At 69.2% G+C, this 25,744-nt stretch carries 19 protein-coding genes; 9 read left to right on the top strand and 10 right to left on the bottom strand.

The window, feature by feature from the left end; all coding sequences use genetic code 11:
* Nucleotides 1-17: 17 nt before the first annotated feature.
* Both ALI44B_RS12205 and ALI44B_RS12210 read left to right on the top strand, forming a co-directional pair.
* Complete coding sequence (locus ALI44B_RS12205; protein WP_077054903.1) at nucleotides 18-1,568, top strand: DHA2 family efflux MFS transporter permease subunit; 1,551 nt, start codon at nucleotides 18-20, stop codon at nucleotides 1,566-1,568.
* Nucleotides 1,569-1,607: 39 nt separating this feature from the next.
* Nucleotides 1,608-2,126 (top strand): GNAT family N-acetyltransferase, encoded by a 519-nt coding sequence (locus tag ALI44B_RS12210; RefSeq protein WP_077054904.1) that lies wholly within the window; start codon nucleotides 1,608-1,610, stop codon nucleotides 2,124-2,126.
* A 37-nt stretch (nucleotides 2,127-2,163) separates the two neighbouring features.
* On the opposite strand, the gene ALI44B_RS12215 is transcribed toward ALI44B_RS12210, so the two are convergent.
* The gene (locus ALI44B_RS12215) at nucleotides 2,164-3,567 is read right to left on the bottom strand and encodes a CitMHS family transporter (protein ID WP_083710162.1); all 1,404 of its coding nucleotides are present in this window, start codon (nucleotides 3,565-3,567) and stop codon (nucleotides 2,164-2,166) included.
* Nucleotides 3,568-3,785: 218 nt separating this feature from the next.
* On the opposite strand from ALI44B_RS12215, the gene ALI44B_RS12220 reads away from it, so the two are divergent.
* The 3 genes from ALI44B_RS12220 (at nucleotide 3,786) to ALI44B_RS12230 (ending at nucleotide 8,928) form a co-directional block, all read left to right on the top strand.
* Entirely contained in the window at nucleotides 3,786-5,504 is a 1,719-nt protein-coding gene (locus ALI44B_RS12220) for a sensor histidine kinase (RefSeq protein ID WP_077054905.1), read from the top strand.
* The gene (locus tag ALI44B_RS12225; protein WP_077054906.1) at nucleotides 5,501-6,178 is read left to right on the top strand and encodes a response regulator; all 678 of its coding nucleotides are present in this window, start codon (nucleotides 5,501-5,503) and stop codon (nucleotides 6,176-6,178) included. The genes ALI44B_RS12220 and ALI44B_RS12225 overlap by 4 nt, the downstream gene beginning before the upstream one ends.
* Nucleotides 6,179-6,339: 161 nt before the next feature.
* Entirely contained in the window at nucleotides 6,340-8,928 is a 2,589-nt protein-coding gene (locus ALI44B_RS12230; protein ID WP_083709966.1) for a cell wall-binding repeat-containing protein, read from the top strand.
* A 143-nt stretch (nucleotides 8,929-9,071) separates the two neighbouring features.
* Here ALI44B_RS12230 and ALI44B_RS12235 read toward each other — a convergent pair whose 3' ends face one another.
* From ALI44B_RS12235 to aztB, 6 genes are all read right to left on the bottom strand, one after another.
* Complete coding sequence (locus ALI44B_RS12235; RefSeq protein ID WP_077054908.1) at nucleotides 9,072-10,055, bottom strand: aldo/keto reductase; 984 nt, start codon at nucleotides 10,053-10,055, stop codon at nucleotides 9,072-9,074.
* 69 nt (nucleotides 10,056-10,124) lie between these two features.
* Complete coding sequence (locus tag ALI44B_RS12240; RefSeq protein ID WP_077054909.1) at nucleotides 10,125-10,613, bottom strand: SRPBCC family protein; 489 nt, start codon at nucleotides 10,611-10,613, stop codon at nucleotides 10,125-10,127.
* Between the two features lie 219 nt (nucleotides 10,614-10,832).
* Nucleotides 10,833-12,041: a zinc metallochaperone AztD gene (aztD, locus tag ALI44B_RS12245; protein ID WP_143459231.1), complete on the bottom strand. Its 1,209-nt coding sequence runs from the start codon at nucleotides 12,039-12,041 to the stop codon at nucleotides 10,833-10,835.
* 42 nt (nucleotides 12,042-12,083) lie between these two features.
* A complete protein-coding gene (gene aztC / locus ALI44B_RS12250; protein ID WP_083709969.1) occupies nucleotides 12,084-13,184 on the bottom strand; it encodes a zinc ABC transporter substrate-binding protein AztC in 1,101 nt (366 codons plus the stop codon).
* Nucleotides 13,181-14,530 (bottom strand): hypothetical protein, encoded by a 1,350-nt coding sequence (locus ALI44B_RS12255; protein ID WP_077054911.1) that lies wholly within the window; start codon nucleotides 14,528-14,530, stop codon nucleotides 13,181-13,183. Before ALI44B_RS12255 ends, aztC begins: the two co-directional genes overlap by 4 nt.
* Nucleotides 14,527-15,453 carry a zinc ABC transporter permease AztB gene (aztB, locus tag ALI44B_RS12260; protein WP_083709971.1) on the bottom strand — a complete coding sequence of 309 codons (927 nt, stop codon included), beginning with the start codon at nucleotides 15,451-15,453 and terminating at the stop codon, nucleotides 14,527-14,529. Before aztB ends, ALI44B_RS12255 begins: the two co-directional genes overlap by 4 nt.
* Before the next feature lie 50 nt (nucleotides 15,454-15,503).
* On the opposite strand from aztB, the gene aztA reads away from it, so the two are divergent.
* Nucleotides 15,504-16,124, top strand: coding sequence for a zinc ABC transporter ATP-binding protein AztA (gene aztA, locus ALI44B_RS12265; RefSeq protein ID WP_077054912.1), 621 nt, complete (start codon nucleotides 15,504-15,506; stop codon nucleotides 16,122-16,124).
* Here the strand turns inward: aztA and ybaK are convergent.
* Together ybaK and ALI44B_RS12275 are read right to left on the bottom strand one after the other, a co-directional pair.
* The gene (ybaK, locus tag ALI44B_RS12270; RefSeq protein ID WP_077054913.1) at nucleotides 16,121-16,615 is read right to left on the bottom strand and encodes a Cys-tRNA(Pro) deacylase; all 495 of its coding nucleotides are present in this window, start codon (nucleotides 16,613-16,615) and stop codon (nucleotides 16,121-16,123) included. The genes aztA and ybaK overlap by 4 nt on opposite strands.
* Before the next feature lie 33 nt (nucleotides 16,616-16,648).
* Nucleotides 16,649-17,221, bottom strand: a complete 573-nt coding sequence (locus ALI44B_RS12275; protein ID WP_077054914.1) for a YdeI/OmpD-associated family protein — start codon at nucleotides 17,219-17,221, stop codon at nucleotides 16,649-16,651.
* A 56-nt stretch (nucleotides 17,222-17,277) separates the two neighbouring features.
* Between ALI44B_RS12275 and ALI44B_RS12280 the strand changes: the two genes are divergently transcribed.
* The 3 genes from ALI44B_RS12280 (at nucleotide 17,278) to ALI44B_RS12290 (ending at nucleotide 24,995) form a co-directional block, all read left to right on the top strand.
* A complete protein-coding gene (locus ALI44B_RS12280; protein ID WP_077054915.1) occupies nucleotides 17,278-18,285 on the top strand; it encodes a serine hydrolase domain-containing protein in 1,008 nt (335 codons plus the stop codon).
* 153 nt (nucleotides 18,286-18,438) lie between these two features.
* Entirely contained in the window at nucleotides 18,439-20,712 is a 2,274-nt protein-coding gene (locus ALI44B_RS12285; RefSeq protein WP_077054916.1) for a purple acid phosphatase family protein, read from the top strand.
* Nucleotides 20,713-20,834: 122 nt separating this feature from the next.
* Nucleotides 20,835-24,995, top strand: a complete 4,161-nt coding sequence (locus tag ALI44B_RS12290) for a metallophosphoesterase (protein ID WP_143459233.1) — start codon at nucleotides 20,835-20,837, stop codon at nucleotides 24,993-24,995.
* On the opposite strand, the gene ALI44B_RS12295 is transcribed toward ALI44B_RS12290, so the two are convergent.
* Nucleotides 24,992-25,597 (bottom strand): RBBP9/YdeN family alpha/beta hydrolase, encoded by a 606-nt coding sequence (locus ALI44B_RS12295; RefSeq protein WP_077054918.1) that lies wholly within the window; start codon nucleotides 25,595-25,597, stop codon nucleotides 24,992-24,994. The genes ALI44B_RS12290 and ALI44B_RS12295 overlap by 4 nt on opposite strands.
* Nucleotides 25,598-25,744: the final 147 nt, after the last annotated feature.

Here is a 25,744-nt window from a genome sequence, read left to right on the forward strand (position 1 = left end):
TGCATCCTTAGGACACCGTGGAAACCATCGCAAAACCGTGGCCGGCACTCTGGTCACTCGTCATCGGATTCTTCATGATCCTGATCGACACCACCATCGTCTCGGTCGCCAACCCCGCCATCATGCGCGGGCTCGGCGCAGACCTGAACGCCGTGCTCTGGGTGACCAGCGCCTACCTGCTCGCCTACGCCGTGCCGCTGCTCATCACGGGGCGACTCGGGGACCGCTTCGGGCCGAAGAACCTCTACCTCGGCGGGCTCGTCATCTTCACGCTCGCCTCGGCCTGGTGCGGATTCGCCGGCAGCATCGAGATGCTTATCGTGGCCCGCGTGTTCCAGGGACTCGGCGCATCGCTCATGACGCCGCAGACTATGGCCGTCATCACGCGCATCTTCCCGCCCGACCGTCGCGGCGCCGCCATGGGACTCTGGGGAGCCACCGCCGGTGTCGCCACGCTCGTCGGCCCCATCCTCGGCGGCGTGCTCGTCGACGGGTTCGGTTGGGAATGGATCTTCTTCGTCAACGTGCCCATCGGCATCGTCGCATTCGTGCTCGCCGCGCGCCTCGTGCCGTCCCTCGAAAAGCACCCACACAAATTCGACATCCTGGGCGTCGTGCTCTCGGCCGTCGGCCTGTTCCTGCTCGTGTTCGGCATTCAGGAAGGTGAGGCCTACGACTGGGGAACCATCGCGGGGCCCATCACCGTCTGGGGCCTCATCGTCGCAGGCATCGTCGTTCTGATCGGCTTCGTCGTCTGGCAGCGCTACAACCGCGGCGAACCGCTCCTGCCGCTGAAGCTGTTCCGCGACCGCAACTTCTCGCTCGCCAACGGCGCCATCACGACCGTCGGATTCACCATCACGAGCATGAGCCTGCCGCTCATCTTCTTCTACCAAACCGTGCTCGGCCTGACGCCCACCCAATCGGCCCTCATGATGGTGCCCATGGCCGTCATCTCGGGCGTGCTCGCACCCGTCGCCGGCAAACTCATCGACCGCTACAACCCGCGCTACATCGCCGTCACCGGCATGCTGCTGCTGGCCGTCGCGCTCGTCTGGTACTCGCTTCTGCTCACACCCGACCGCCCCATCTGGATGTTCCTGCTGCCGAGTGCCGTCCTCGGCCTCGCCAACGCCGGCATCTGGGGTCCGCTGTCGACGACCGCCACGCGCAACCTGCCGCCGCAACTCGCGGGAGCCGGCTCGGGCGTCTACAACACCACGCGCCAGATCGGTGCGGTGCTCGGAAGTGCGTCGATCGCCGCGCTCATGCAGGCCCGCATCAGCGCCGAACTCGGTGGCGGGGCATCCGGTGCAGCACCCGGCGGCGAAATGCCCACGACCGGCGGCGAACTGCCCGAGGCGCTGCACGCCGGGTTCACCGCGGCGATGGCTCAGGCCCTGCTGCTGCCCGCCGCCGTCGCGCTCGTCGGGGCCGTCATCGTCGTGTTCTTCGCCAAGCCGAAACCGCCGCAGTGGGGTCCCCGGGCCCAGGCTGCGCCGGATGACGCCGCCGCGACCGCAGAGGCCGCAGAGGCCGGAGAGGAAACGCAGACGACGCGGCCGTAGCGGGAAACCGGGGCTGAGGCATCCGGTTAGGGTGTGACGATGGCGAAGAAACGTATCGAGGTGCGCGCAACCACGGCCGACGACTGGCAGCAGGTGCGCGCACTGCGACTGGAGATGCTCGCCGACACCCCCATCGCATTTGGCGAGACTCTCGAGGCCGCGCAGCGCGTCACCGAGGCCGGATGGCGTGAGCGCGGCCGCCGCGGAACCAACCCGCACAGCACAGCCCTCGTCGCCATCGACCTCGACACCGGAGCCTGGGCCGGCATCATGGGCGGCTACGTGGACGACGCCGTCGGGTCGAAACCGCTGCTCGTCGGCGTGTACGTGTCACCCGCCTACCGCGGCAAGAACTCGCACGTCACCGATCTGCTGCTCGCCGGCGTCGAGGAGTGGGCCCGCGGCGAGGGCGACGAGCTGCTGCTGCACGTGCACGAGGGCAACCCGCGCGCCATCGCCGCCTACGAGCGACGAGGTTTTCACGCGACGGGCGTCACCGTGCCCTACGTGCTCGACCCCACTACGCGCGAACTCGAGATGCGCAAACGCCTGCGCTGACCACACCCGCGCGCCGGCCGAGGCCCGAGCACGCGACTCAACCCCAGGGGATCGAGCCGACGAGGACGCCGACGACGAGCATGACGACCGAGACGATTGCGGCCCGCCAGAGAACCTTCTTGTGGTGGTCGCCGAGGTTGACGTTGGCGAGCGAGACGAGCAGCAGAATGGCGGGAACCAGGGGCGACTGCAGGTGCACGGGCTGCCCTGTGATCGACGCGCGAGCCATCTCGACCGGGTCGATGCCGAAGTTCGCGGCGCTCTGCGACAGCACGGGCAGGATGCCGAAGTAGAACGCGTCGTTCGACATGAAGAACGTCATCGGGATGCTGAGCAGGCCCGTGATCACGGCCAGGAACGGTCCCATCGACGCCGGGATGACCTCGACCAGCCAGTTCGCCATGGCGTCGACCATGCCCGTGCCGTCGAGCACGCCGATCAGCACACCGGCGGCCAACACCATCGACACGACGCCGACGACGCTCGGAGCGTGCGCCACGATCTCGGACGCTTGGCTCTTCATCTTCGGGAAGTTCACGAGGAGCGCGATGGCCGAACCGATCATGAAGACGTAGAACAGCGGCACCAGGTCGAGCACCAGGAGCGTCATGACAGCGAGCGTCAGCGCCAGGTTGAACCAGATGAGCTTGGGGCGCAGCGTGGAGCGATCAGAGTCGAGCATGGTGTCCGACATGGCCGTCGCGATGGGCTGCGTGATGACCGCGACGCCCGAGCTCGCGAGAGCGGAACCCGGGGTCGCGTCATCCGTGTCGGTGGTGCCGCGCGCACGGCCGAACGTGGTGCCCGCGAGCGTGCCGTCGGTGCCGAGAGAGCTGCCGTCGGAGTCGAAACGGCCGAGGCGCTTGCGCTCGGCGAGCCCGAGCATCCAGGCGAACAGGAAGACGATGACGAGACCCGCGATGAGCGAGGGGATCATGGGCACGAAGATGTCGCTCGCGTCGACCTTGAGGGCCGCGGCGGCACGCACCGTGGGACCGCCCCAGGGCACGATGTTGAGCGTGCCGTTCGCGAGACCCGCCACACACGTAAGCACGACCGGGCTCATGCCGAGCCGCAGGTAGATGGGCAGCAGCGCGGCCGTCGTGACGATGAACGTCGTCGAGCCGTCGCCGTCGAGCGAGACGGCGCCCGCGAGGAGAGCCGTGCCGACGACGATCTTGGCCGGGTCGTTGCCGGCGACCTTCAAGATGAAGCGCACGAGCGGGTCGAACAGCCCGACATCGATCATGATGCCGAAATAGATGATGGCGAACATGAGCAGGGCGGCCGTGGGCGCGAGCTTGCCGACGGATTCCATGACCATGTCGCCGAGCCCCAGGCCCGCGCCGGCGAACAGGCCGAAGATGGTGGGAACGAGGATGAGGGCCACGACGGGCGTGAGCTTCTTGGTCATGATGAGCACCATGAAGGTGACGATCATGGCGAAACCGAGAATAACGAGAGACACACTGACTCCTTTGTCTGTTTTGTCTGCGGAATGGTGCGCCGCCCCCAGAGGCTCGCAGACGCGGCATCCGCTGTCTCGCTTTGCCTCGTTTAGGAGAAAGCACGCATAAAACCGGTTTTGCGCATTGTGCTCATGAGGCCGACGCGGGTCTCTCTGGGTACCCTGAAGGGCGACGAGGCGAAGGAGGTCGCATGCCGGGCACATCCGCAACGCGCGCACCCCGCGCAACGCACGCACCCCGAGCAACGCGCGCACCGTTGCGCTTCGTCACGCAGGTATTCATCCTGCAGGTGGCCGTCGTGCTCGCGACCGTGGCCATCTCGGCCGGCGTCTTCGTGTGGGTGGGCACAGGTCAGCTGGTGCGCGAGGCCGAAGCGACCGCGCTCGCCATCGCGCGCAGTGTGGCCGAAGATCCGGATGTGCGGTCCGACGTGGCCGAGTGGTCGGCCAACCCGGGCACGCCGTCCGCGGCAGAGCTGGCGAACGGTCCGCTCGAGACCGTGGCCGAGAACGTGCGCGTCAGGACCGGCGCGTTGTTCGTCGTCATCACCGACGATCAGGGCATCAGGCTCGCGCATCCGAACCCCGACGAGCTCGGCGAGACCGTGAGTACGAGCCCCGACGTCGCGCTCGCCGGACGTGAGGATGTCTCCTGGGAACGCGGCACGCTCGGCGACTCGGCCCGCGCGAAGGTGCCCGTGCTGGCGCCGGGAGCGGCACCCGGTTCGACCGACGACGTGGTGGGCGAGATCAGCGTGGGCTTCGCGGCCTCCACGGTTTTCGACACGCTGGGCGACGAGATCGCACCCGTCGTGATCGGGGCGTTGGCGGCCCTGGGCGTCGGCGTGGCGGCATCCATTCTCATCGGGCGGCGGCTGCGGCGGCTGACGCTCGGCCTGCAACCCGAGGAACTGCGGGCACTCGTGCAAGACCAGGAGGCCGTGCTCTCGGGCGTGGGCGAGGGCGTGATCGGCCTGGGCCCCGACGACCGCATCACGGTGTGCAACGACCAGGCGGCCCGGCTGCTGGGCGTGGCGGATGCCGCGGGCCACACGCTCGACGACCTGCACCTGCCCGCCGACTTCCGCGCGCTCGTGCGGGGCAACGGCACTGAACAGCAACTGCTGCTGAACGGCCGCGTCGTCTTCATCGACGTGCGCACCGTGTCGCGCGATGGAGCCCACCTCGGCCGCGTCGTGATCGTGCGCGACCGCACCGACGTCGAGGCGCTCAGCCGCAAACTCGACGCCGTGAACGCCATGACGACCGCGCTGCGCGTGCAGCGCCACGAGTTCGCCAACCGCCTGCACGCCATCTCGGGCCTCATCGCCACGGGCGAACACGAGCAGGCCGAACGCTATCTCGCGGATGTTCTGAACCACGGCCCGCTCAAATACCCCGTCGAGCACGCCGACCGCCTGACCGAGCCCTATCTGCAGGCGTTCCTGGGTGCAAAGGGTGTCGAGGCCTCCGAGAAGGGAGTGCTGCTCACGATCGGCGCCGAGACGCTCGTGACGGGCCGCGTGGTCGCCGCCGAAGATGTGACGACCGTGCTCGGCAACCTGATCGACAACGCCGTCGCGGCGGCCGTGGCGGGGCGCACCACGCCGGCGTGGGTGGAGGTCGAGGTTCTGGATGACGGGGCCGACCTCTATTTGTCGGTCATGGACTCGGGGAACGGGCTGGATGCCGGGCGCGAGGATGTCGATCGAGCAGAGCCCGACCCCGACGCCGTGCACGGCCTCGGCTTCGGGCTGCCACTCTCCCGCGACATTGCACGCCGCAGCGGCGGCGACCTGTGGCTCGCCTCGCGCGGCGTGCCCGGCGAACACGGCGCGGTCTTCTGCGTGCGAATGCCCGGAGCCGTCGAGCCCGCCCGTGCCGACAACTCGAGCGAAGGAACACCGTGAGCGCAGCATCCGATGATCTCGTCGTCCTGGTCGTCGATGACGACTTCCGCGTGGCGCGACTGCACGCCGAGTATGCCGCGCGCGTGCCGGGCGTGCGTGTGCTCGAACCGGTCGGCACCGCGGCCGCCGCTCGCCAAGCCATCGCGCACTACCGCCCGGGCCTCGTGCTGCTCGACGCCTACCTGCCCGACGAGAGCGGGATCGATCTGCTGCGGGACATCGACGCGGATGTCTTCCTCCTGAGCGCCGCCTCGGACGCCGACACCGTGCGCACGGCCCTGCGCCGCGGGGCGCTCTGCTACCTGATCAAACCGTTCGCGGCCGAGGCCCTGACCGACCGCATCGCGGCGTTCCAGCGGTTCGCCAACGTCGTGCCCGCCGACCCCGCGCGAACCCTCGACCAGGAGGCCATCGAGCGGGGCCTGCGCATCGTGCACTCGGGGGACAGCCCCGGCGGCTCGCGCTCGCGGTCGGCGACAGAGCAGGCCGTGCTCGACGCCGTCGAACGCGCCGACGCCGAGCTCTCGGCCGTCGACGTCGCCGAGCGCGTGGGTGTGTCGCGCGCGACCGCGCAGCGTTACCTCTCGGGGCTCGCGGCCGACGGGTCGATCCGTGTGCAACTCAATTACGGCAGCACGGGGCGCCCCGAACACCGGTACCTGCCGCGCGGCTAGCTCCGAGCCGCTCGTTGCGGGTTTCCGCAAGGGGCGCAGACCCGCACGTTACCGGGCCGCAATCCGCACGCCTGCGCCGAATCGTTGCCGCGCACCTGAGCGCGCCTCAAGACTGGGGCATCGGCCGTTCACCTCCCGGCCACCCGAATCAGGAGCCTCCCATGAGTCCACGTTTTGCGATGCCGCACGCCCTCCGGGCCCGGCCTCTCGCCGCAGTACTGGCGGCCGCCCTCGCGCTCGGGGTCATGCCCCTGGCTGCCCAGGCCGCCCAAGCCGCACCGACGACAGGCACTGCCGCCTCCTCCGTCCGTGCCGCGATCACCGACCCACAAACGGTCGTCAGCCTCACCTTCGACGACACCAATGCCGACCAGATGGCGGCCGTGCCGATCCTCGACGCCGCGGGCATCAAGGCCACCTTCTACGCCATCACGGGCTACATCGGCGCGCCCGGATATCTGACCCTGCCTCAGCTGCAGGGCATCGGCGCGAGCGGCCACGAGATCGGCGGCCACTCGGTCACGCACCCCGACTTCACGACCATCACGGCGGCCGAGGCCACCCGCGAGGCCTGCAACAGCCGGGCGACCCTCGCCGACTGGGGCTTCGCCAATGTGCGCAGCTTCGCCTACCCCTTCGCGGCCGTGAACGCCGCCGCCGAGAAGGCCGTCGCCGATTGTGGCTACAACTCCGCCCGCGGCCTCGGTGACATCGAATCCCGCTTCGGCTGCGCAGGCTGTGGCTTCTCCGAGGCGCTCCCGCCCGCGGATCCCTTCTACACCCGAGCCCTCGATCAGTTCGACTCGTCCTGGACCCTCACCGACCTGCAGAACGCCGTGCTCAACGCCGAGAACAACGGCGGCGGATGGGTGCAGCTCACGTTCCATCACGTCTGCGACAACGCCTGCGACTCCCTCGCGATCTCGCCCGCGCTGCTGCAGCAATTCACGGATTGGCTGACCCCCCGCGCGGCCAGCGAGAACACCGTCGTCAAGACCGTGGGCGACGCGATCGGCGGCGCCGTCAAACCCGTCGTCAGCCAGCCCCTCCCGCCCGCACCGGGCGCCGGGGTCAACGGCATCGTCAATCCGAGCCTCGAGGATGTCGCGACATCCGGTATCCCGTCCTGCTGGTCGACGGCCGGCTTCGGCACCAACACGCGCACCTTCAGCACCGTGACCCCCGGGCGCACGGGAGTGGTCGCCGAGAAGCTCGTGGTGACGGGTCACACCGACGGCGACGGCCAACTACTGTCCACCTTCGATCAGGGCGCCTGCGCCCCCACCGTGACGGCCGGGCATACCTACTCGTTACGCGCCTGGTATCAGTCGACCGTGCCCACGCAGGTCAACGTCTACCTGCGCAACACGGCCGGTCTCTGGTCGTATTACACGTCGAGCGCCTACTTCGCGGCCGCATCCACCTGGACACAGGCCGAATGGACGACGCCCGCCCTGCCCGCCGGAACCACGGGCCTGAGCTTCGGCCTCAACGTGTTCCAGAACGGTGAGATCACGACCGACGACTACGCGCTCTACGACACCGTGGGTGCGCCCGCCGTGCCCGGAACGCTCGTCGCCGGCACCCCCACCATCACGGGCACGGCGAAGGTCGGCGAAACCCTGACGGCCAACCCCGGCACATGGACGCCGGCATCCACCACGTTCACCTATCAGTGGCTGCGCGGTGCGACCGATATCGCCGGTGCGACGGCCGCGACCTACACCGCGACGGCCGCCGACCGGGGCGCCCAACTCTCGGTGCGCGTGACGGGTTCGGCGCCCGACTGGACGCCGCCGACAGCGACCGCGACCTCGGCCGCGACGACCGCCGTGCTCGCCGGAAACGTGACGACGAATCGTCTCGCCGGGGCCGACCGCTTCGGCACCGCGATCGCCGTCGCTCAGACATTCGCCCCCGGTGTCGCTCGTCTCTACATCGCGAACGGCTACGGGTTCCCGGATGCCCTGAGCGCGGCCCCTGCCGCGGCTCACTTCTCGTCGCCGTTGCTCCTGACGGCGCCCGAAGCACTCCCGGCCGCGATCAAGGCCGAGATCCAGCGGCTGAAACCCGCGAAGATCGTCATCGCGGGCGGAGTCAATGCCGTCAGCAACAGCGTGCTCGCCGAGCTGAAGGCGCTCGCGCCGACCGTTCGACTCTCGGGCGACGACCGCTTCGGCACCTCGCGGGCCATCGCCGCCGACGCCTTCGGCACCAACGCTCCGACGGCCTACGTGGCCACGGGTTACGACTTCCCGGATGCCCTCACGGCATCGGCCGCCGCGGCGAAAGCTCAGGCGCCCGTCGTGCTCGTCCCCGGAACGAACGCGACCCTCGACGCGGCGACTCTCGCGGCGCTGAAGACGCTCAAGACGACCACGGTGAAGATCGCGGGCGGCCCCAACGCCGTCAGCGTCGGCATCGAGAACGGCCTGAAGGCGAGCTTCGGGGCCACGGCCGTCAAGCGCCTGTCGGGTGTGGACCGTTACGCCACCGCCGAGGCCATCAACCTCGACGCGTTCGGCTCGAGCGCCACCGTCTACCTCGCCTCGGGGGTCGGTTTCCCCGACGCTCTGGTGGGTGCGGCCCTCGCGGGCACGAAAGGCTCCCCGGTCTATTTGACCGGCCCCGGATGCGTGGTGCCCAGCGTGTTGCAGGCCATCGACCGGCTCGGCACCACCGTGGTGACGCTCCTCGGCGGCCCGAACGTGCTCTCGGCCGACGTCGCCGCGCTGAAGGCCTGCGGGTAACTTGCCGGCCGCCCCTCCTCCGGCCGGCGCCACCCGAAGGCGCCGGCTCGGACCCTCGAAGAAGCGCCCCTCCCCTCGACTGTGCGGGGGAGGGGCGCTTCGCTGCGCGCGGTGCGCACGGCCGACGGGCGATGGACGATGCGCTACCAGCGCGGGTGTATGCTCGCGCGGAAGTGACGGTCGTAGATGTCGTGCACGACGCGGTCGAAATCGGCACCGAGCTCGGGCACGTCAGCGGCCTGCGCGTTGGACGTGGCCTGCGACACATTGCGCGCGCCCGGGATGACGGTGCTCACGCCCGGCTGCTCGACGATCCACTTGAGCGCCGCCTGCGGAACCGACACGCCCTCGGGAACCGCGCGCGCGAACTCCTGCGCGGCCGCGACGCCCTCCTCGAAGTCGACGCCGCTGAAGGTCTCGCCCTGATCGAAGGCCTCACCGTGCCGGTTGAACGTGCGGTGATCGGATGCCGCGAACGTGGTCTCGGCCGTGTACTTGCCCGAGAGCAGGCCGCTCGCGAGGGGCACCCGCACGATGATGCCGACGCCCGCCTCGGCTGCCGCGGGCAGCACGGCGTCGAGAGGCTTCAGGCGGAAGGCGTTGAAGATGATCTGCACGGTGGCGATGCCCGGGCGCTCGATGGCCGCGAGGGCCTGGTCGGCCTCCTCGACGCTCACGCCGTAGGCCGCGATCGACTGGTCGTCGACGAGCGCGTCGAGTGCGTCGTAGACGGCGTTGTTGTGGAACACGGCCGTCGGCGGGCAGTGCAGCTGCACGAGGTCGAGCGTGTCGACGCCGAGGTTCTTGCGCGAGCGGTCGACCCAGGCGCGGAAGTTCGCGGCCGTGTAGTTCTCGGGCGTCTGGTCGACGCGGCGGCCCATCTTGGTGGCGACCGTGAGGTCGAGGTCGGGGTTCGCGGCGCGGAACCGGCCGATCAGGCTCTCGCTGCGACCGTCGCCATAGACGTCGGCGGTGTCGAAGAAGGTCACACCGTTCTCGACCGAGGCGTCGAGCACGGCCAGGGCGTCGTCTTCCGAGACGTCACCCCAGTCCGCGCCGAGCTGCCAGGTGCCGAGACCGATGACCGAGACGTTGCGGCCCGTGCGGCCGAGGATGCGTGATTCCATGCCTCGACCCTAGCCGCGACATCCGACGCCCGAGAGGGGTTGCGGTGGGGGCCAGCCGCGTTCGTCCCGCTATTCGGCCGGGACGGCGAGCTCGGCGTCGAGCTTGTCGAACGACAGGCGCCAGCCCTGCTCGGTCTGGTGGCGGCCCTCGAGGTCGAAGGGCGTCTCGTGCAGCGTGAGGCGGCCGTGCCCATCGCGCTCCTCGAAGCGGATGTCGAGCTGCACGTCGCTGAGCTCTGCGCCGCCGCCCGTCTGCGCGTCGAGCCGCACGGCCAGGTGGGTGGGGGCCTCGAAGGCCGTGATGACGCCGTCGATGGGCAGCAGTTCGCGCGTCTCGGGGTCTTGCATGGCGAGCTTCCAGACGCCGCCCTCGCGCGCGTCGACCTCGACGGTCTCGCGCGGCGTCGTGAACGTCTCGGGGCCGAACCAGGTCGCGAGCAGGTCGGGTTCGGTGAAGTACGCGAACACGCGCTCGACGGGCGCCGCGAACGTGCGGCTCAGGTAGACATCGGTCTCGGGCAGGCCTTCGGGGCGGTAGTGGTGCAGCTCGTCGTTCACGGGGATCCTTTCGAGCGGAGGCGGTATCCGCGGTGCCGGTCGGTCTCAGGGCAGTGTATTCGCGGCCGTGGGTGGCGTGCGACGGGTTGCGTTCGACTGGCGGGGTGCGCACGGAGGATGCGGACGAGGGGTGTGAACGTGCCGCTCATGCAGAGGGGCGCAGGAGGGGCGGCTCGCGACATCCGCGAACCGCCCCTCGTGTCGTGCTGTGCCGTGCCGCTAGTGGGCGAGGACGCCCGAGAGTTCGTTCGAGGCCTCGGGCAGAGTGGCGGTGGTGAGGATTTCTCCAGACTCGATGTCGACGGCGTGGATCTTCTTCGAGGCGGGCTCGGTCACGTAGGCCACGTGGTCGCGCACGAAGATCGTGGGCCGGGGCTGCTGCCAGTCGAGGGGTTCGCTCCACTCGGCGATGACGGGGATGCTGTTCTCCACCGTTCCCGCCTCGGGGTCGATCACGTGGATGGCTCCGTCGGTGCCGAGCACGAGGCCCTCGCCGTGCGGTCCGCGCGCGAGTGAGCGGAACGAGTAGCTCGTGCCCAGGTCGACGAGCTTCAGCTCCTTGGTGCGGGTGTCGATGAGCGAGATGCGCTCGGGGCGCTCGAGTTCGGCATCCTTGTCGGTCTTGTAGTCGCCAAGGGTGATGGGTGACTGGTCGCTGCCGGCCTGGTTGCCGATGCGGCCATAGGCGTCGGGGCTCGGGACCTTGGTGATCTCGCCGTCCTGGTAGATGAGCACGCCGGACTCGCAACCGATGACGACGGCTTCGTCCTCGGCCGTCGCTTCGCCGTGGACGCCCAGGCAGTCCTCGTTGCGCGCGATCTCCGTGCGGTTCTCGTCGAGCACGATGATGCCGGGGCGGGATTCCTCGGTGCCGAGGGTGACGACGAGTTCGCCGTTCGCGAGCTCGACCGCGACGCCGTGGTGGGCATCCGCGGTCTTGTAGGTTTCTTCGGGTTCGAGGGCCCCGGCGCCGTCGTCGCTCGCGTGCTCGATGTCGTGCGTGTCGAAGATTTCGACCTCGCCCGTGCCGTCGGTGAAGAGCACGGTGCGGCCCTCGTGGCGCACCACGTGACCGGGCTTTTCGCCGCCGAACGTCTGGTCGGTCAGCTCGCCGGCCTCGGCATCCAGCAGCGTGAAGCCCGAGCTCGTCGAGACGAAGAGGTGGCGGTCGTCGCCGGCGGGGTTCAGACGATTGAAACCGTCGAGGGGGATGTCCTTCGTGACCTCGAGGGTCTCGGGGTCGAGCAGGTAGATGCCGCCGTCGTAGCTGACGGCGATGGCGCCCGAGCCGGCGGAGTCGGAGTGGCTGTCGGCGGAGGAGGCGCTGGGCGTCGAGGTGGTCAAGGCTCCCGAGGCGCAACCCGTGAGTGCGAGGCCGCCGGCGAGGAGGGCCGCGAGGGCCGTGGTGGTGCGAGTTTTCTTCTGCATATTTTTCACGTTTCTAAACGAGGGTGACTGCTGTGGAGGAGGTCAGGGGGAGAGTCCGCGGGCGAGCGTCTCGACATTGGCGTCCATCATGTCGAGGTAGCTCGGGGCACCTCCCTTCGCCGAGGTCAGCGACTCGGAGTAGAGCGAGAGCACCGCCACGTCCAGCCCGGCCTCGTCGGCCAGCACCTGGCCGAGCGTGTCGGGCTGTGACGAGTCGACGAAGATGGCGGGCACACCCGATGAGCGGATGGCCGAGGCCAGCGAGTCGAGATCGGAGGCGCTCGGTGAGGCCAGCGTGGTGCCCGACGGCACGATCGCGCCGATGACGTCGAAGCCGTAGCGTTCGGCGAAATAGCCGAACACGTGGTGATTGGTGACGAGTGCTCGGTTCTCGGCGGGGATATTGTCGACGGCGTCTTGGATGCGGGATTCCAGGGAAGTGAGCTTGTCGCGGTAGGCATCGGCGTTCGCCTCGATGGCCGCCGCGTCGATTCCGGGCACGTCCTTGATGAGGCGGGCCGCGATCACATCGACGGCCGTGCGCATACGGGCCGGGTCGGTCCAGAAGTGCGGATCGAGCTGGCCGGCGCTGTCGTTGTGCTCGGAACCGTGCTCCGACTCGGTTTCGGTCTCGGCGCCGGCTGTGTCACCCGTTTCGCCGTGGTCGTCGGCTGCGGCGTCCTCGCCCGCATGGTCGGACTCGAACGTGAGGGGATCGACCTCTTCGCCGACGGCCAGGGTGGCCACGCCATCCGTCGCCGCCGCGTCGACCGTGCGCAGCACACCTTCCTCGAGACCCAACCCGTTGTAGACGACGAGGTCGGCGTCTTGCAGCGCAGCAGCTTGTTTGGCCGAGATGCCGAACGAATGCGGGTCGGCGTTCGCACCCATAAGCACCGTGACCTCGACCTCGTCGCCCGCGATGTTCTGCACGACGTCACCCAGGATGTTCGTGGTCACGACCACCGTGCCGGCGCGATCCCCGGCGGGGCTGCAGCCCGTGAGCACACCCGCGGCGGTCAGGGCTGTGGCGACGAGGGCGACGACGTGGGAGCGGCGGCGGCGTCCCCGGGCGGCGAGCACCGGCAACGGGAAGCCGCCGGCGGGGAGGTGGGCGGCTGCGGAGAACCGAGCGCGCCTCATCGTCCGACCTCGACCAGGTGGCTGGGGGTGATCGTCGTGTCGAAGCTGCGGGTGAGGCGCAGACCGTCGGCGTAGTCGATCTCGTGGATCTGGCGGGTGCCGGCGTCGTTGACGTAGGCGCGCGCGGTGTCGATCTGGATGCTGGGGGTGCCGCTCGCCGCATCCGCCCCCGCGCTCGTGCCGCCCCCGAGCAGCGGCACGCTCGTCAGCAAAGAGCCGTCGTCGGTGGAGTAGGAGTTGAGCGTTCCATCGGCGAGGAGCGCGAGCACGGTCGACCCGTCGCCCGGCGACGTGACGGCGCTGACGGAGGCCGCGGTCGTGGCGACCGACCAGGCGCGGTCGGAGACGTCGAGCGAGAGCACCGTGTTGTCGGCGGCGCGCGCGGCGAGGTAGTTGGCGCCGGGCCGGTAGTCGAAGGATGTGGCGCGCGAACCGGCGGGCAGGGTGTCGGGGTAGGCGATCTTCTCGCCCGCGAAGCTGCCCGACGTGTCGGTGACGAGCAGGGCGCCGTCGGCGCACCCGATGACGATCCCCGTGCGGGCCGTGGCGGTGCCGGCCGGAGCGGCGCACGTGTCGGCGAGCGTGCCGAGGTCGGCGGCGTCGGGCCCGTGCACCTGAACCGTGCCGGTGGGGGAGTCGGACGCGTCGCCCGCCACCGTGATGAGGTTCTCGCCGAACGGGACGGCCAGGGCGGCGCCCGCCGTGGCCTCGGTGAGGTCGGCGCTCGCCGCGAGGGAACCGTCGTCGAGTTTGGCCCGGTCGAGAATGCTGTTCGCCGGAGCGGCCGACGCGGTCGAGCGACCGGTGGAGCCGCCGACGCTGTCATCCGCCGCACCGGCACCGGCACCGGTGATCGCGACGAACGTGCGCGATGACGCGACGCTCGCTCCCGCGGCCCCGTCGATGACGCCGACCGTGTCGGGCGCCGTGCGGTAGTAGTGCTTGTGGTCGCCGTGATCGACGGTCCAGGTGCCGCCGTCGAAGACCGACAGGGCGCCCGTCGAGGCGGTCGAGGCGTAGGCGTAACGGCCGTCGGTGCGCAGGGCATCGATCGTCGGGGCCTTCTTGTCGCCATCGCTCAAGGTTCTGGTGTCGCCCGACAGCAGGTCGAGCAGGTGCACCTCGCCGGTCGCGGCGTCGGCGAAGATCAAGCCGTTCTGCGGTTCGGCCGACTCCTCGGCTCCCTCGACGTAGCCGTGGGGCTGGGCGGCGTCGGATGCGGCATCCGTGCCCTTGTTGTCGGTGCCGCTCGGGCCGCCACCGGGTGCGCACCCCGTGAGGGCGAGGGTGGCGGCGAGGCCGAACGTGGTCGCGCCGATGGCGACGCGATGCTGACGGGATGTCATGTGGTGCTCACTTTCAATGCGGATGTTGCGGGTGTTGCCGGTGTTGCCTGTGTCGCCGCGTCGGTGTGATCGGTGTCGCTGTGCATGTCCCGTGCCGCGTGCCCGGTCTCGCGGCGGACGACGGCGCGGACCCCGACCGAGACGAAGAACACGAGCACAGACATCCCCGCGATGGTGGCCCCCGCGGCGGTCGACGCGTGCCAGGAGACGAGCAGCCCGGCGAACACCGAGAACGCCCCGAGCGCTGCGCCGCCCGCCATGATCGCGGGGATGCTGCGGGCCCAGACGGCCGCGGCGGCGGGTGGTGCGATGAGCAGACCGAACACGAGCAGCGTGCCGACGACGTGGAACGACGCCACGAGCGCCAGGGTCACGAGGCTCAGCAGCACGGCCTGGGCGAGGCGGGGGCGCAATCCGAGGGTGCGGGCGACGCGTTCGTCGAACGCCAGGGCCACGAATGCGCGGTGGAACACGACGCTGACGATCGCGGCGACGACAAGGGCGGCCGCGAGAACGGCGAGGTCCTGCGGGCGCACGGCGAGGACATCCCCGAAGAGGAAGCCCGTCAGGTCGACGGCGTAGGACTGCGATTTCGACACGATGATGACGCCGAGGGACAGCATGCCCACGAAGAGCAGGCCGATGGCGGTGTCGTGCGAGAGCTTGGAGCGGCGCGTGATGGCGGTGACGCCCAGCGACATGGCGATGGCGCTCGCGGCCGCGCCGATGAGCACATTGCCGCCGAGCAGCGAGGCGATCGCGATGCCGGGCAACATGCCGTGGGACATGGCGTCGCCGAGGAAGGCCATGCCGCGCACGACGACCCAGGTGCCGACGATGGCGCACAGCGCCGAGGCCAGGATGCCGCCCCACAGCGCGCGCTGCACGAAGGCCACCTCGAAGGGCTCCACGATCCAATCCATGCTCGCTACTATAGGTAATGAGAACCGTTATCGTTAAACCGAGGGAACCCATGGATGCCGCCATCACAGCCGCCAACGTCAGCCTGCGCTACGACCGGCACGCCGTCTTCGAGGGCTTCGACGCCCGCATCGCGCACGGACGGATAACCGCTCTGACCGGCCCGAACGGATCGGGTAAATCGTCGCTCCTCGGTCTCGTCGCCGGTGTGATCTCGCCCACCGCGGGCACCGTCGAGCGCAACCTGCCGGGCCGCGTCGCTTTCGTCGCGCAGCGGAGCGCCGTGGCCGACACGCTGCCCCTCACGGTGCACCAAACCGTCGCGATGGGCCGCTGGTCAGATCTCGGGATGCTGCGCCGCCCCACCTCGGCCGACCGCACGATCGTCGACCACACGCTCGACCTGCTCGGCATCCGACACCTCTCGCGGGCGCCCCTCGGCGACGTCTCGGGCGGACAGCGCCAGCGCGCCCTTGTCGCCCAGGGTCTCGCCGCGCGCACGCAACTCCTTCTGCTCGACGAACCCACGACGGGCATCGACAACGCGGGGCGCGACCTCGTCTTCGCGGCCCTCGGCGACGCCCGCGATCGCGGCGTCACGGTCGTGCTCGCCACCCACGACACCGACGCGGCCGCCATCGCCGACGACACGCTCGCGCTCGGCCGCCGCTAGCGGCGGATGCGTACCGCTTGGCCGTTCGTCGCTTGTAGCAGGTCTGCGGGCGAGAGCTCGATGTCGAAGCCGCGGCGACCGCCCGAGACGAAGATCGTGGCGTGGGCGAGGGCCGAGTCGTCGAGCACGGTGGGGAGCGGCATCCGCTGGCCGATGGGGCTGATGCCACCGACCACGTAGCCGCTCTTCTTCTCGGCCAGCGCCGGGTCGGCCATAGCGGCCTTCTTGCCGCCGAGAGCCGTCGCGACGGCCTTCAGATCGAGCAGGCCGTCGACGGGCACGATGCCGATGCCGAGCCCGTGGTCGGTCTGTACCATCAGGGTCTTGAAGACGCGAGCCGGTTCGACGCCCAGAGCGCGCGCCGCCTCGGCGCAGAAATCGGTGGCGCCGTCGTCGTGGGCATAGGCGTGCGGGGTGAAAGCGATCTTCGCGCGCGTCAACGCCACCGTCGCCGGCGTGCTGGGCCCGGTGTCCGCGGTCTTCTTGGCCATGCGATCGTCCTTTCCTGAGCAGGAGTGCGGCGGCTAGCGGTAGTGGTGTTCGCCGCGCGCGGCCTTCTCGACGACATCGGCGATGCGAGCTGCCCGCACCGACGGCGTCTTGATGTTGCCGATGCGGAAATAGATGCGGAACGTGTCGACCTTGTTGAGCCGCGCGATGAAGCGGGCCGCGTCGGGGTTGGCGTCGAGGGCCGCCTGCAGATCGGCGGGGGCTTCTGCGCCTTTCTGGCGGTAGGCGGCATCCCACCGCCCGTCGGCTTTCGCGCGATCGACCTCGGCGAGACCCGCCGGCCGCATGCGACCCTCGTCGATGAGGCGCGCCACGTGCTCGCGGTTGACCTGCGACCACGGGCTGTTCTTGCGGCGCGGCGTGAAGGCCTGCAGTGTGTAGTCCTCGTCGAAACGCCCGGCCTGCCCGTCGATCCAGCCATAGCAGAGCGCCACGTCGAGCGCCTCCGACCACGTGAAACCGGGCGCCGCCGAGTTCTTCTTGCGCAGCTTCAGGCGCACGCCGCCGTCATCGGGCGTGCCCTCGAGATAGGCCTGCCACCCGTCGAGGGTCACATCGAGAATCGGCTTGTCGGCAAAGCTCACCATGCCCCGAGTATAGGAAGGACCGCCGACACCGGGGGCGGAGGTGGCAAACTGATCTGATGGACACCGTCGCGCTCGAAAAAGTCATCGCCGAAACCGAGTTCTCGGGTGTGGTGAAGATCGTGGATGCGAGCGGCACGCTGTTCGAGTCGGCCTCGGGCCTGGCGTCGCGACGCTGGAACGTGCCCGTCGCGCTCGACACGCGGTTCGACACGGCATCCATCACCAAGCTGTTCACGGCCGTTGCGGTGCTGCAACTGGTCGAGACCGGCGAGCTCGACCTCGAAGCATCCATTCACGACTATGTCGACCTCGACGACACCACGATTTCGCCCAAGGTCACGCTGCTGCACCTGCTCACCCACACGTCGGGAGTGGCCGACGACGTCGACGAGGAGGCGGGCGAGAGCTACGACGAGCTGTGGAGCCGAGTGCCGGTCTACACCCTCACCGAGACCATCGACCTGCTCGCGACCTTCGCTCAGAAACCCGCCGTCACCGAGCCCGGAGTCGAGCCCTATTACAGCGACAGCGGCTATGTACTCGCGGGTCTCGCGCTCGAATCGGTCACCGAACGCCGCTATCGGGATGTCGTCACCTCGGCCATCTTCGACGTCGCCGACATGCCGGGCACGGGTTTCTGGGACCGCCGCAGCGACGCCCCCGCCATCGCCGAGGGCTGGAACAGATCCGACGACGGCACGTGGACCGAGAGCGTCTTCGCGGCCCCGCCCATCGGCAACCCGGCCTCGGGCGCCCAGGCCACGGCCGACGACCTGCTCGCCTTCCTGCGGTCGCTGCGCTCCGGCGGCCTGCTGACGGCCGAGATGACCGAAGAATTCCTCACCCCGCAGGTCGAGTTCGACGAAGACCTCTTCTACGGTTTCGGCCTCGAGTTCGATCTCGACGACGACGGCGAGGTGCGCTCCTACTACGCGGATGGCGTTGGCGCCGGCTCGAGCGGCATCGTGCGGCACTACCCGGCGGCCGGTGTCGACGTGGTGGTGCTCTCGAACAGCGAAGACGGCGCGTGGGACGTCGTGCGCGAGATCGACGGCAACTTCTAGCAGTGCGGCCGATGTAAGCGCCTTCATGCTGATCGACAGCTGAAGGTTAAGGGGAGGTGTCCCTCGGCGAACGACGGGCATCCGGCGACTGCCGAATCGACGAACGCTCACTGCTCTCTCTAGAGCCACGGCAGGCGCGCTCATAGGGTTCGAGTGCCGGGGCCTCGCGCCCGCGGCATCCACCCGCACCGCGACGACCCCGAAACGTCGCCTTCGATCGAGGTATCCGAACCCATGCGTCACATCGCTCCTCAGCGCGCCCGAAAACCCTTCCGCCTCCGAAAGGCCACCATCGTCTCCGGCGTTGCCGTGGCCGCCATCGCGCTCGCCGCCTGCGGTGCGGGCATCGCGGCCTCGGCCGCCGGTGGCCTGCTGCCCCCGGCCGTCGCGCCGGTCACGCTGCACACGCCGACGGCCGCGCCCGACCGCATCGTCCTGACGCCGACCGAGGCGCCGGCCACCAGCCAGAACGTCAGCTGGCGCACGAGCACGGCCGTGACCGCACCGAAGGTGCAACTCGGCACGCCGTCTATCGCGCCCGTGGAGGGCGGGGCAACGGTCGACGCGACCTCACAGACGATGAAAACCGACCTCGGCTATGAGATCGAGTACCACTCGGCCACACTGACCGACTTGAAACCGGGAACCACCTACAACTACCGCGTGGGCGACGGCGAGACCTGGAGCGAATGGCTCGAGTTCCGCACGGCGACGGCCGAAGCATCCGATTTCTCGTTCATCATTCAGGGCGACGGGCAGAACGACGTGAAGTCCTACGTCTCGCGCTCCTACCGTGCCGCCTACGAGGCCCGCCCCTACGCCCAGGCCGTGCTACACGTGGGCGACCTGATCGACACCGAGACGGCTGACGCCGAATGGGGCGACTGGTTCGCCGCCGCGGGCTACGCCAACGCTTACATGAACGTGCTCGCCTCGCCGGGCAACCACGAGTACTACCCGGGCCCCGACCTGACCGACTACTGGCGCGCGCAGTTCGAATACCCGAAGAACGGCCCGGCCGGCGCCCTCTACTCCGAGAACGTCTATCGCACCGACTACCAGGGCGTGCGCTTCATCATGCTCGATTCCAACCTGCAGGACCCCGCGAGCATGGCCGCGCAGACCGCCTGGCTCGAGCAGCAGCTCGCCGACAACCCGAACGCCTGGACGGTCGTGCAGTTCCACCATCCCGTGTTCTCGGTCACATCGGGGCGCGACAACTCCACCGTGCGAAACGCGTGGATGCCGCTGCTCGAGAAGTACGATGTCGACCTGGTGCTGCAGGGCCACGACCACGCCTACGGGCGCGGCAACCTGTTCGCCAACGAGAAGGACCTGCCCGCGGGCGCCTCTGCCGACACTGCCCAGACGGGCCCCGTCTACCTGATCACCAACGCCGGCCCCAAGAACTATGTGCCCGACCCGCTCGAGGCCAACAACTGGGTCGCCAACGACGCGCACCTGCGCAAGATGACGCGCGATCTGCAGTTCTTCCAAACGGTCGACGTGACGGATGGCGAGATGCACGTCGAATCCTGGACGCTCGACGGCACGCTCAACGACGCCTTCACGATCACGAAGTCGAACGGCTCGAAGCTCGTGACCGACGAGACGACGGCGCGCGCATCCGGCCCCGGATCGACGCGCGGATCGATCAACGCACCGACGATCCCGGCCCCGGCCGTGCCCGGCGCTGAACCGACCCCGCAGCCGACGCCCTCGCCGACGCCGACGCCGACGATGCCTCCGACGACGACGACGCCTCCGACCGCCGAGCCGACCACGCCCCCGGTGACGCCGACACCCACGCCGACGGTGCCTCCGACGACGCCGCCCGTGACGCCCACGCCGACCCCGACCGTGGCGCCCACGACGCCTCCCGTCACGCCCACGCCGACGCCAGGGCCGACCGTCCCGCCGACGACCGGCCCGACGGTGCCGCCCACCACCGGCCCCTCGGCCACGCCGGCCCCGACGACCCCGCCGGCGACCCAGGCCCCGTCGACCACCCCCGCTCCCGTTCCGACCGCCGCCATCACGCTCTCGCGCTCGGCCGTCGAGCTCGGTGGCAGCCTGGTCGTCGCGGGCACCGGCTACCAGCCCGGTGAAGAGGTCAACATCGTCCTGCACTCCACACCGGTCGTGCTGGCCGAAGTGCGCGCCGATGACACCGGTGCGCTGCGCGCGGGCATCATCGTCCCGGCCGACACCGCGATCGGCGAACACCGACTCGTCGTCACGGGCGCGGACACCGGACGAACGGCCGAGGCGCCGCTCACGGTCGTGCGATCGGCGGAGGCGCTGCCCGGAACCGGTTTCGCCGGCACCCCGCTCGCACTGGCCGCGTTGCTCGCCCTCGGCGGCGGAGGCGCAGCCCTCGTCATCGCGCGTCGACGCCGGCTTTCGCGTCAGGCGGCCTCCGAATGAGCGCCGACCGCAGCATCCCGAACATCTCTCCGGCCGCCGAGACGGCCACCCCGAGCTTTGAGAAAGGCCGTCGCCCCATGACGACTTCTGAACGGCGCTCAGCGTTTCTGAGCAATCCTCGCGTGCGGTCCGGCGTTTTCGCCGGTGCCGTCGCCACGATCGGCGCGCTCCTGCTGCCCCTGGCTCTCGCCTCGGGTGCGCAGGCGGCCCCGGTCCCGGCATCCGCCCCCGCCGCCGTGGCACCGGCCATTGCCCCCGCCGCGGTGGTCACGCCCACCACGCGCTACACGCCCACCCGCGTGCCCGACCGTATTGCGCTCACGCCCACGGGTGACGGTCGCACCCAGCAATCGGTCACGTGGCGCACCAACACCGAGGTGACACCGGCTCAGGCTCAGGCGCAGATCCGCGTCGTCACCGCCCGCGCCTACCCGACCGACCAGCGTGTCGTGACCGCCTCGACGAACACGACCGTGAAGACCGATCTGGGTTACACCGAGGTGTTCCACACGGTCGACTTCACCGATCTGGCCGCCGGCACCACCTACCAGTACCGCGTCGGCGACGGCACGAACTTCAGCGAGTGGCAGCATTTCACGACGGCCGCTGCGACATCCGATCCCTTCTCGTTCATCTTCCTCGGCGATGTGCAGAACGGCATCTCGTCGCAGGCGTCCCGCGTCATGCGCAACGCGTTCCGCGACCGACCCGACGCGGACGTCGTCGTGCAGGTGGGCGACCTGGTCGAAGACGCCAACTCGGAAGAGCAGTGGGGCGAGGTGTTCGACGCCACCGGTTACGAGTTCGGCGAGACCAACGTGCTCGCCACGGCGGGCAACCACGAATACGAGGGCACGCTCTCGAACCAGTGGCCGGCCCAGTTCCCCTTCCCCGACAACGGCCCCGATGTGTCCGGCGAACTCGCCTCGCGCCTCGACGGCACGGTGTACTCCTACGACCACCAGGGCGTGCGCTTCATCTCGCTCAACAGCAACATGACGGATGCTCCGGCCCTCGCCGCACAGACCGCCTGGCTCGAGAGCACCCTCGCCAACAACCCGAACAAATGGACCGTGGTGTTCTTCCACCATCCGGTGTTCTCGCTCGACGAGGGGCGCAACAACCGCTCGCTGCGCGAATCGTGGCAGCCGCTGTTCGACAAGTTCGGCGTCGACCTCGTGCTGCAGGGCCACGACCACGCCTACGGGCGCGGTAACGCCGACGCGGCCGAGGTGGGCAACCCCGAGAGCTGGGATGACGAGCGCAGCTACAACGGCACGGTCTATGTCGGATCGGTCGTCGGCGAAAAAGCCTACGACGCCGGCCCCCGCCTCTGGAACGAGAACGACGCTCACCTGCGCCGCCTCGGCCAGGGCCTGCAGCTCTACCAGCTGATCGATGTCGCGGGCGACAGCCTGCGCTTCGAGGCGCGCACGGGCGACGGCAACTACTACGACGGTTTCACGATCGTGAAGAACGCTGCCGGCAAGGCCGTCACGGATGACCAGGCCCCCCAGGTGATCGACCCGGGCAACCCGGCTCCGTGCCTCGGCTGCAACCCGAACCCCGACCCCACGGATCCCACAGATCCGACCGACCCCACCACGCCGACCGACCCGGGCGCCTTCGCCTACGAGGTGGTCTCCTCCCTCGACGCGGTGAACCCGTCCAACGCCAAACTGCCCGCCGGTTCCGCCTACTCCGAATCGAAGGACCTGCTCTACCTGGGTGACCAGAACAGTCAGAAGATCTTCGAGATGAACCCCGACACCGATCAGGTGACGCGCGAGATCACCCTGCCCGAAAACATCCGCGATCTGGGGATCGACGACGAGAAGCAGCTGCTCTACGTGGGTCAGCAGAACCGCAACTGGGTGGTCGTCTCGATCGCCGACGCGACGTTCGGCCAGATCGTGCGCGGGCCGTTCCCGTTCATCGAGTCCAACCGCTCGATCGACGTCGACCCGGCCCTCGGTTATGTCTACGGGGCCGTTCCCTCGCGCGGTATCGAGGTGTTGGATGCCGAAACCGGCACGTCGCTCGGCGTGATCGGCAAGACGGCCGACAGCTACTACGTGGCCGCCGACCCGACATCCGGAATCGTGACCGTCGCCTACTTCCAGGACTCGACGACAGCCATCAACCTGGCCGCCTTCGACGCGAAGAACGATTTCGCGCCGCTGTGGGAGAAGACCACGCGCGCGAAACCCCGCCAGGTCGACATCGACTCGACGCACGGCCTGCTCTACGTGGGCTACACGGGCACGACGACGGCCGGCTTCTCGGTGCACGACCTGAAGACCGGTGAACTGCTGGGCGACTTCGCGGACCCGAAGTTCGGCAAGGACCTGTACGGCATCTCGGTGGATGAAGAGAACCAGCGCGTCTTCAGCTCGAACCGCGACTTCCGCCTGAACCCTCCGGGGCAGGAAACCGTGCCCGTCGCGGTGACCGTATCGAAGCGGGTCGTCGAGGAGAAACTCGATTTCGCGCCCTCCGGCACGATCACCTCGGTGAACGGCAAGAACGCGAAGCTCCCGGCGGGTTCGGCCTACTCGCAGTCGAAGGATCGTCTCTACCTGGGCGACCAGAACAGTCAGAAGATCTTCGAGATCAATGCCGACACCGATCAGGTGACGCGCGAGATCACGTTGCCCGAGAACGTGCGAGACCTCGGGATCGACGACGAGAAGCAGCTGCTCTACGTAGGTCAGCAGAACCGCAACTGGGTGGTCGTCTCGATCGCCGACGCGACGTTCGGCCAGGTCGTGCGCGGGCCGTTCCCGTTCATCGAATCGAACCGTTCAATCGACGTCGACCCGGCCCTGGGTTATGTCTACGGCGCCGTTCCCTCGCGCGGTATCGAAGTGTTGGATGCCGAGACCGGCACATCACTCGGCGTGATCTCGGGCACGGCCGACAGCTACTACGTGGCCGCGGATCCGGCATCCGGAATCGTCACGGTCGCGTACTTCGACGAGCTCACCACCGTGACCAACCTCGAAGCCTTCGACGCCCGCAACGGGTTCGCCCAGCTGTGGGAGAAGACCACCCGGGCGAGCCCGCGCCAACTCGACGTCGACTCGACCCACGGCCTGCTCTACGTCGGCTACACGGGCACGAAGACGGCCGGATTCTCGGTGCACGACCTGAAGACGGGTGAGCTGCTCGGCGACTTCGCGGACCCGAAGTTCGGCAAGGACGTCTACGGCATCTCGGTGGATGAGGAACGCCAGCGTGTCTTCACCTCGAACCGAGACTTCCGCCTCAACCCTCCGGGCGAGGAGCTGACGAGCGTGGCCGTGAACATCTCGACGCGCGTGGGGGCGGGTGGAACGCCGCCGACCGACCCGACCGACCCGACGGACCCGACGGACCCGACCGATCCGACCGATCCGACCGACCCGACCGATCCCGTTCCGCCGACCGGGGTCACCTACACGGCTACGCCGCTCGCGGCCATCCCCTCGGCGGCCTCCAACGCCGACCTCGACGCCCGCCCCGTCGGCTCGGTGGTCGACCCGAAGACTGGACACGTCTTCGTCGGCAACGAGCAACGCCCGGCCCGCATCTGGGAGGTCGACCCGGCCACCGACACGGTCGTGAAGACGCTGGCGTTGCCCGCGCCCAACGCGGCCGACGAGGGCATCCGCGATGTGGCGCTCGACCCGGCCACCGATGAGCTCTATGTCGCCTACGCGAACGCGTGGCTCGTCATGAAGCCCGACACGGGCGCCCTGGTGCGCGGGCCGTTCACCTTCACAGCCAATGTGCGCGGCATCGACATCGACCCGGCAACGGGGCGTGTCTTCGGCGCGCTGCGCGGAACCGGTTTCCAGGTCATGGATGCGGCGACGGGAGCTTTCGTCACCACCGTCGAGACGCCCGGCAGCACGTGGACTTCGCACGGTATCGCGTTCGACCGCGCGAGCAACACGGTCGTCGTGGGCAACGACAACGCCGCGGGCACCGAAGGTGTTCGGGTGTATGACGCGGCGACGCTCGAGCTGAAGCAGTCGCTGGCGCTGGCCGCCCCCGACATCCGCTCGCTCGCCGTCGACCCGATTGCGGGGCGCCTGTACCTCGGACATTCGACGACCACGTTCGATGCGAGCGGTGTGACGGTGCTGAAAACCTCGGACCTGTCGAGCGTCGCGCGCTACTCGAAACACGAGTACGGCAACAAGGTCTATGGCATCTCGGTCGACCCGACGCGCGGGCGAGTGTACGTGTCGGCGCGTGACCGCTACCCGGCCAGCCTCATCGAGTTGGCGCGCGGCTAACCCGCAGCGCCCCGGTTCGGCCCGATGGCCGTCGTTGCGTCGAGACACCACTCGAGCAGCGACGGCCATCGTCCGTAGCCGGCACCCGGCTCGAGGTGCCCGCCGTTCGGGATGACGGTGACCGGGATGTCGAGGGGTTCGCCGAAGGATGCCGCGACGCCGTGCGGTGAATAGGGGTCGTTATCCGAACCGACGAGGAGCGTGGGCGTCGACGGGGTGGTGAGCGGCAGCGCGGCAAAGGCGGTGAGGGCGTCGATCCCGGCCAGGACATCCGGTTCGGGCGGCGCGACGAGCAGCACGCGTTCGACCGTGTCCTCGGCGGGCCGCGCGGCGAGCCAGACGATGCACGCGAGGCTGTGGCACACGACGATCACGCGGCGTCGGCCGTCGTCGGATGCTTCGGCGAGGGCTCGGGCAACCGCGTCGGCCCAGGCATCCACTTGGGGTGCGTCGGCCTCGGGCAGCTGCGGGTAGACCACGCGCTCACCCCGCTCGCCCAGTTCAGCGGCTAGGTGGTGCTGCCAATGCCCAGCGGGCCGGAAGTTGTCATACCCGTGCAAAACGAGAAACGCTCGAGATTCGGATGCGTCGCGAGAAACCATGCTCGATCCAACCGCATGCGCCGCCACCCCGGCAATTCGATGACCCGCCGTGACGATGACCGCGCCTGGCGGAATTACTCTGGCCCTCGCAGCATCCGCGCCCTATGATCAGGGAGCGCGGAGGGGGATTCCGCCGGAAGCGGAGAA

The organism is Leifsonia sp. ALI-44-B, assembly GCF_001984125.1.
In the GTDB taxonomy this organism is placed as follows: Bacteria; Actinomycetota; Actinomycetes; order Actinomycetales; family Microbacteriaceae; genus Okibacterium.

Bases quoted from the DNA above. Each gene is read 5' to 3' on its own strand.
- aztD (WP_143459231.1), bottom strand. From the start codon at position 12,041: ATGCAGAAGAAAACTCGCACCACCACGGCCCTCGCGGCCCTCCTCGCC.
- ALI44B_RS12230 (WP_083709966.1), top strand. From the start codon at position 6,340: ATGAGTCCACGTTTTGCGATGCCGCACGCCCTCCGGGCCCGGCCTCTC.
- ALI44B_RS12220 (WP_077054905.1), top strand. From the start codon at position 3,786: ATGCCGGGCACATCCGCAACGCGCGCACCCCGCGCAACGCACGCACCC.
- ybaK (WP_077054913.1), bottom strand. From the start codon at position 16,615: ATGGCCAAGAAGACCGCGGACACCGGGCCCAGCACGCCGGCGACGGTG.
- ALI44B_RS12275 (WP_077054914.1), bottom strand. From the start codon at position 17,221: ATGGTGAGCTTTGCCGACAAGCCGATTCTCGATGTGACCCTCGACGGG.
- aztA (WP_077054912.1), top strand. From the start codon at position 15,504: ATGGATGCCGCCATCACAGCCGCCAACGTCAGCCTGCGCTACGACCGG.
- aztC (WP_083709969.1), bottom strand. From the start codon at position 13,184: ATGAGGCGCGCTCGGTTCTCCGCAGCCGCCCACCTCCCCGCCGGCGGC.
- ALI44B_RS12215 (WP_083710162.1), bottom strand. From the start codon at position 3,567: ATGATCGTCACCTTCATGGTGCTCATCATGACCAAGAAGCTCACGCCC.
- ALI44B_RS12235 (WP_077054908.1), bottom strand. From the start codon at position 10,055: ATGGAATCACGCATCCTCGGCCGCACGGGCCGCAACGTCTCGGTCATC.
- ALI44B_RS12280 (WP_077054915.1), top strand. From the start codon at position 17,278: ATGGACACCGTCGCGCTCGAAAAAGTCATCGCCGAAACCGAGTTCTCG.
- ALI44B_RS12210 (WP_077054904.1), top strand. From the start codon at position 1,608: ATGGCGAAGAAACGTATCGAGGTGCGCGCAACCACGGCCGACGACTGG.
- ALI44B_RS12295 (WP_077054918.1), bottom strand. From the start codon at position 25,597: ATGGTTTCTCGCGACGCATCCGAATCTCGAGCGTTTCTCGTTTTGCAC.
- aztB (WP_083709971.1), bottom strand. From the start codon at position 15,453: ATGGATTGGATCGTGGAGCCCTTCGAGGTGGCCTTCGTGCAGCGCGCG.
- ALI44B_RS12255 (WP_077054911.1), bottom strand. From the start codon at position 14,530: ATGACATCCCGTCAGCATCGCGTCGCCATCGGCGCGACCACGTTCGGC.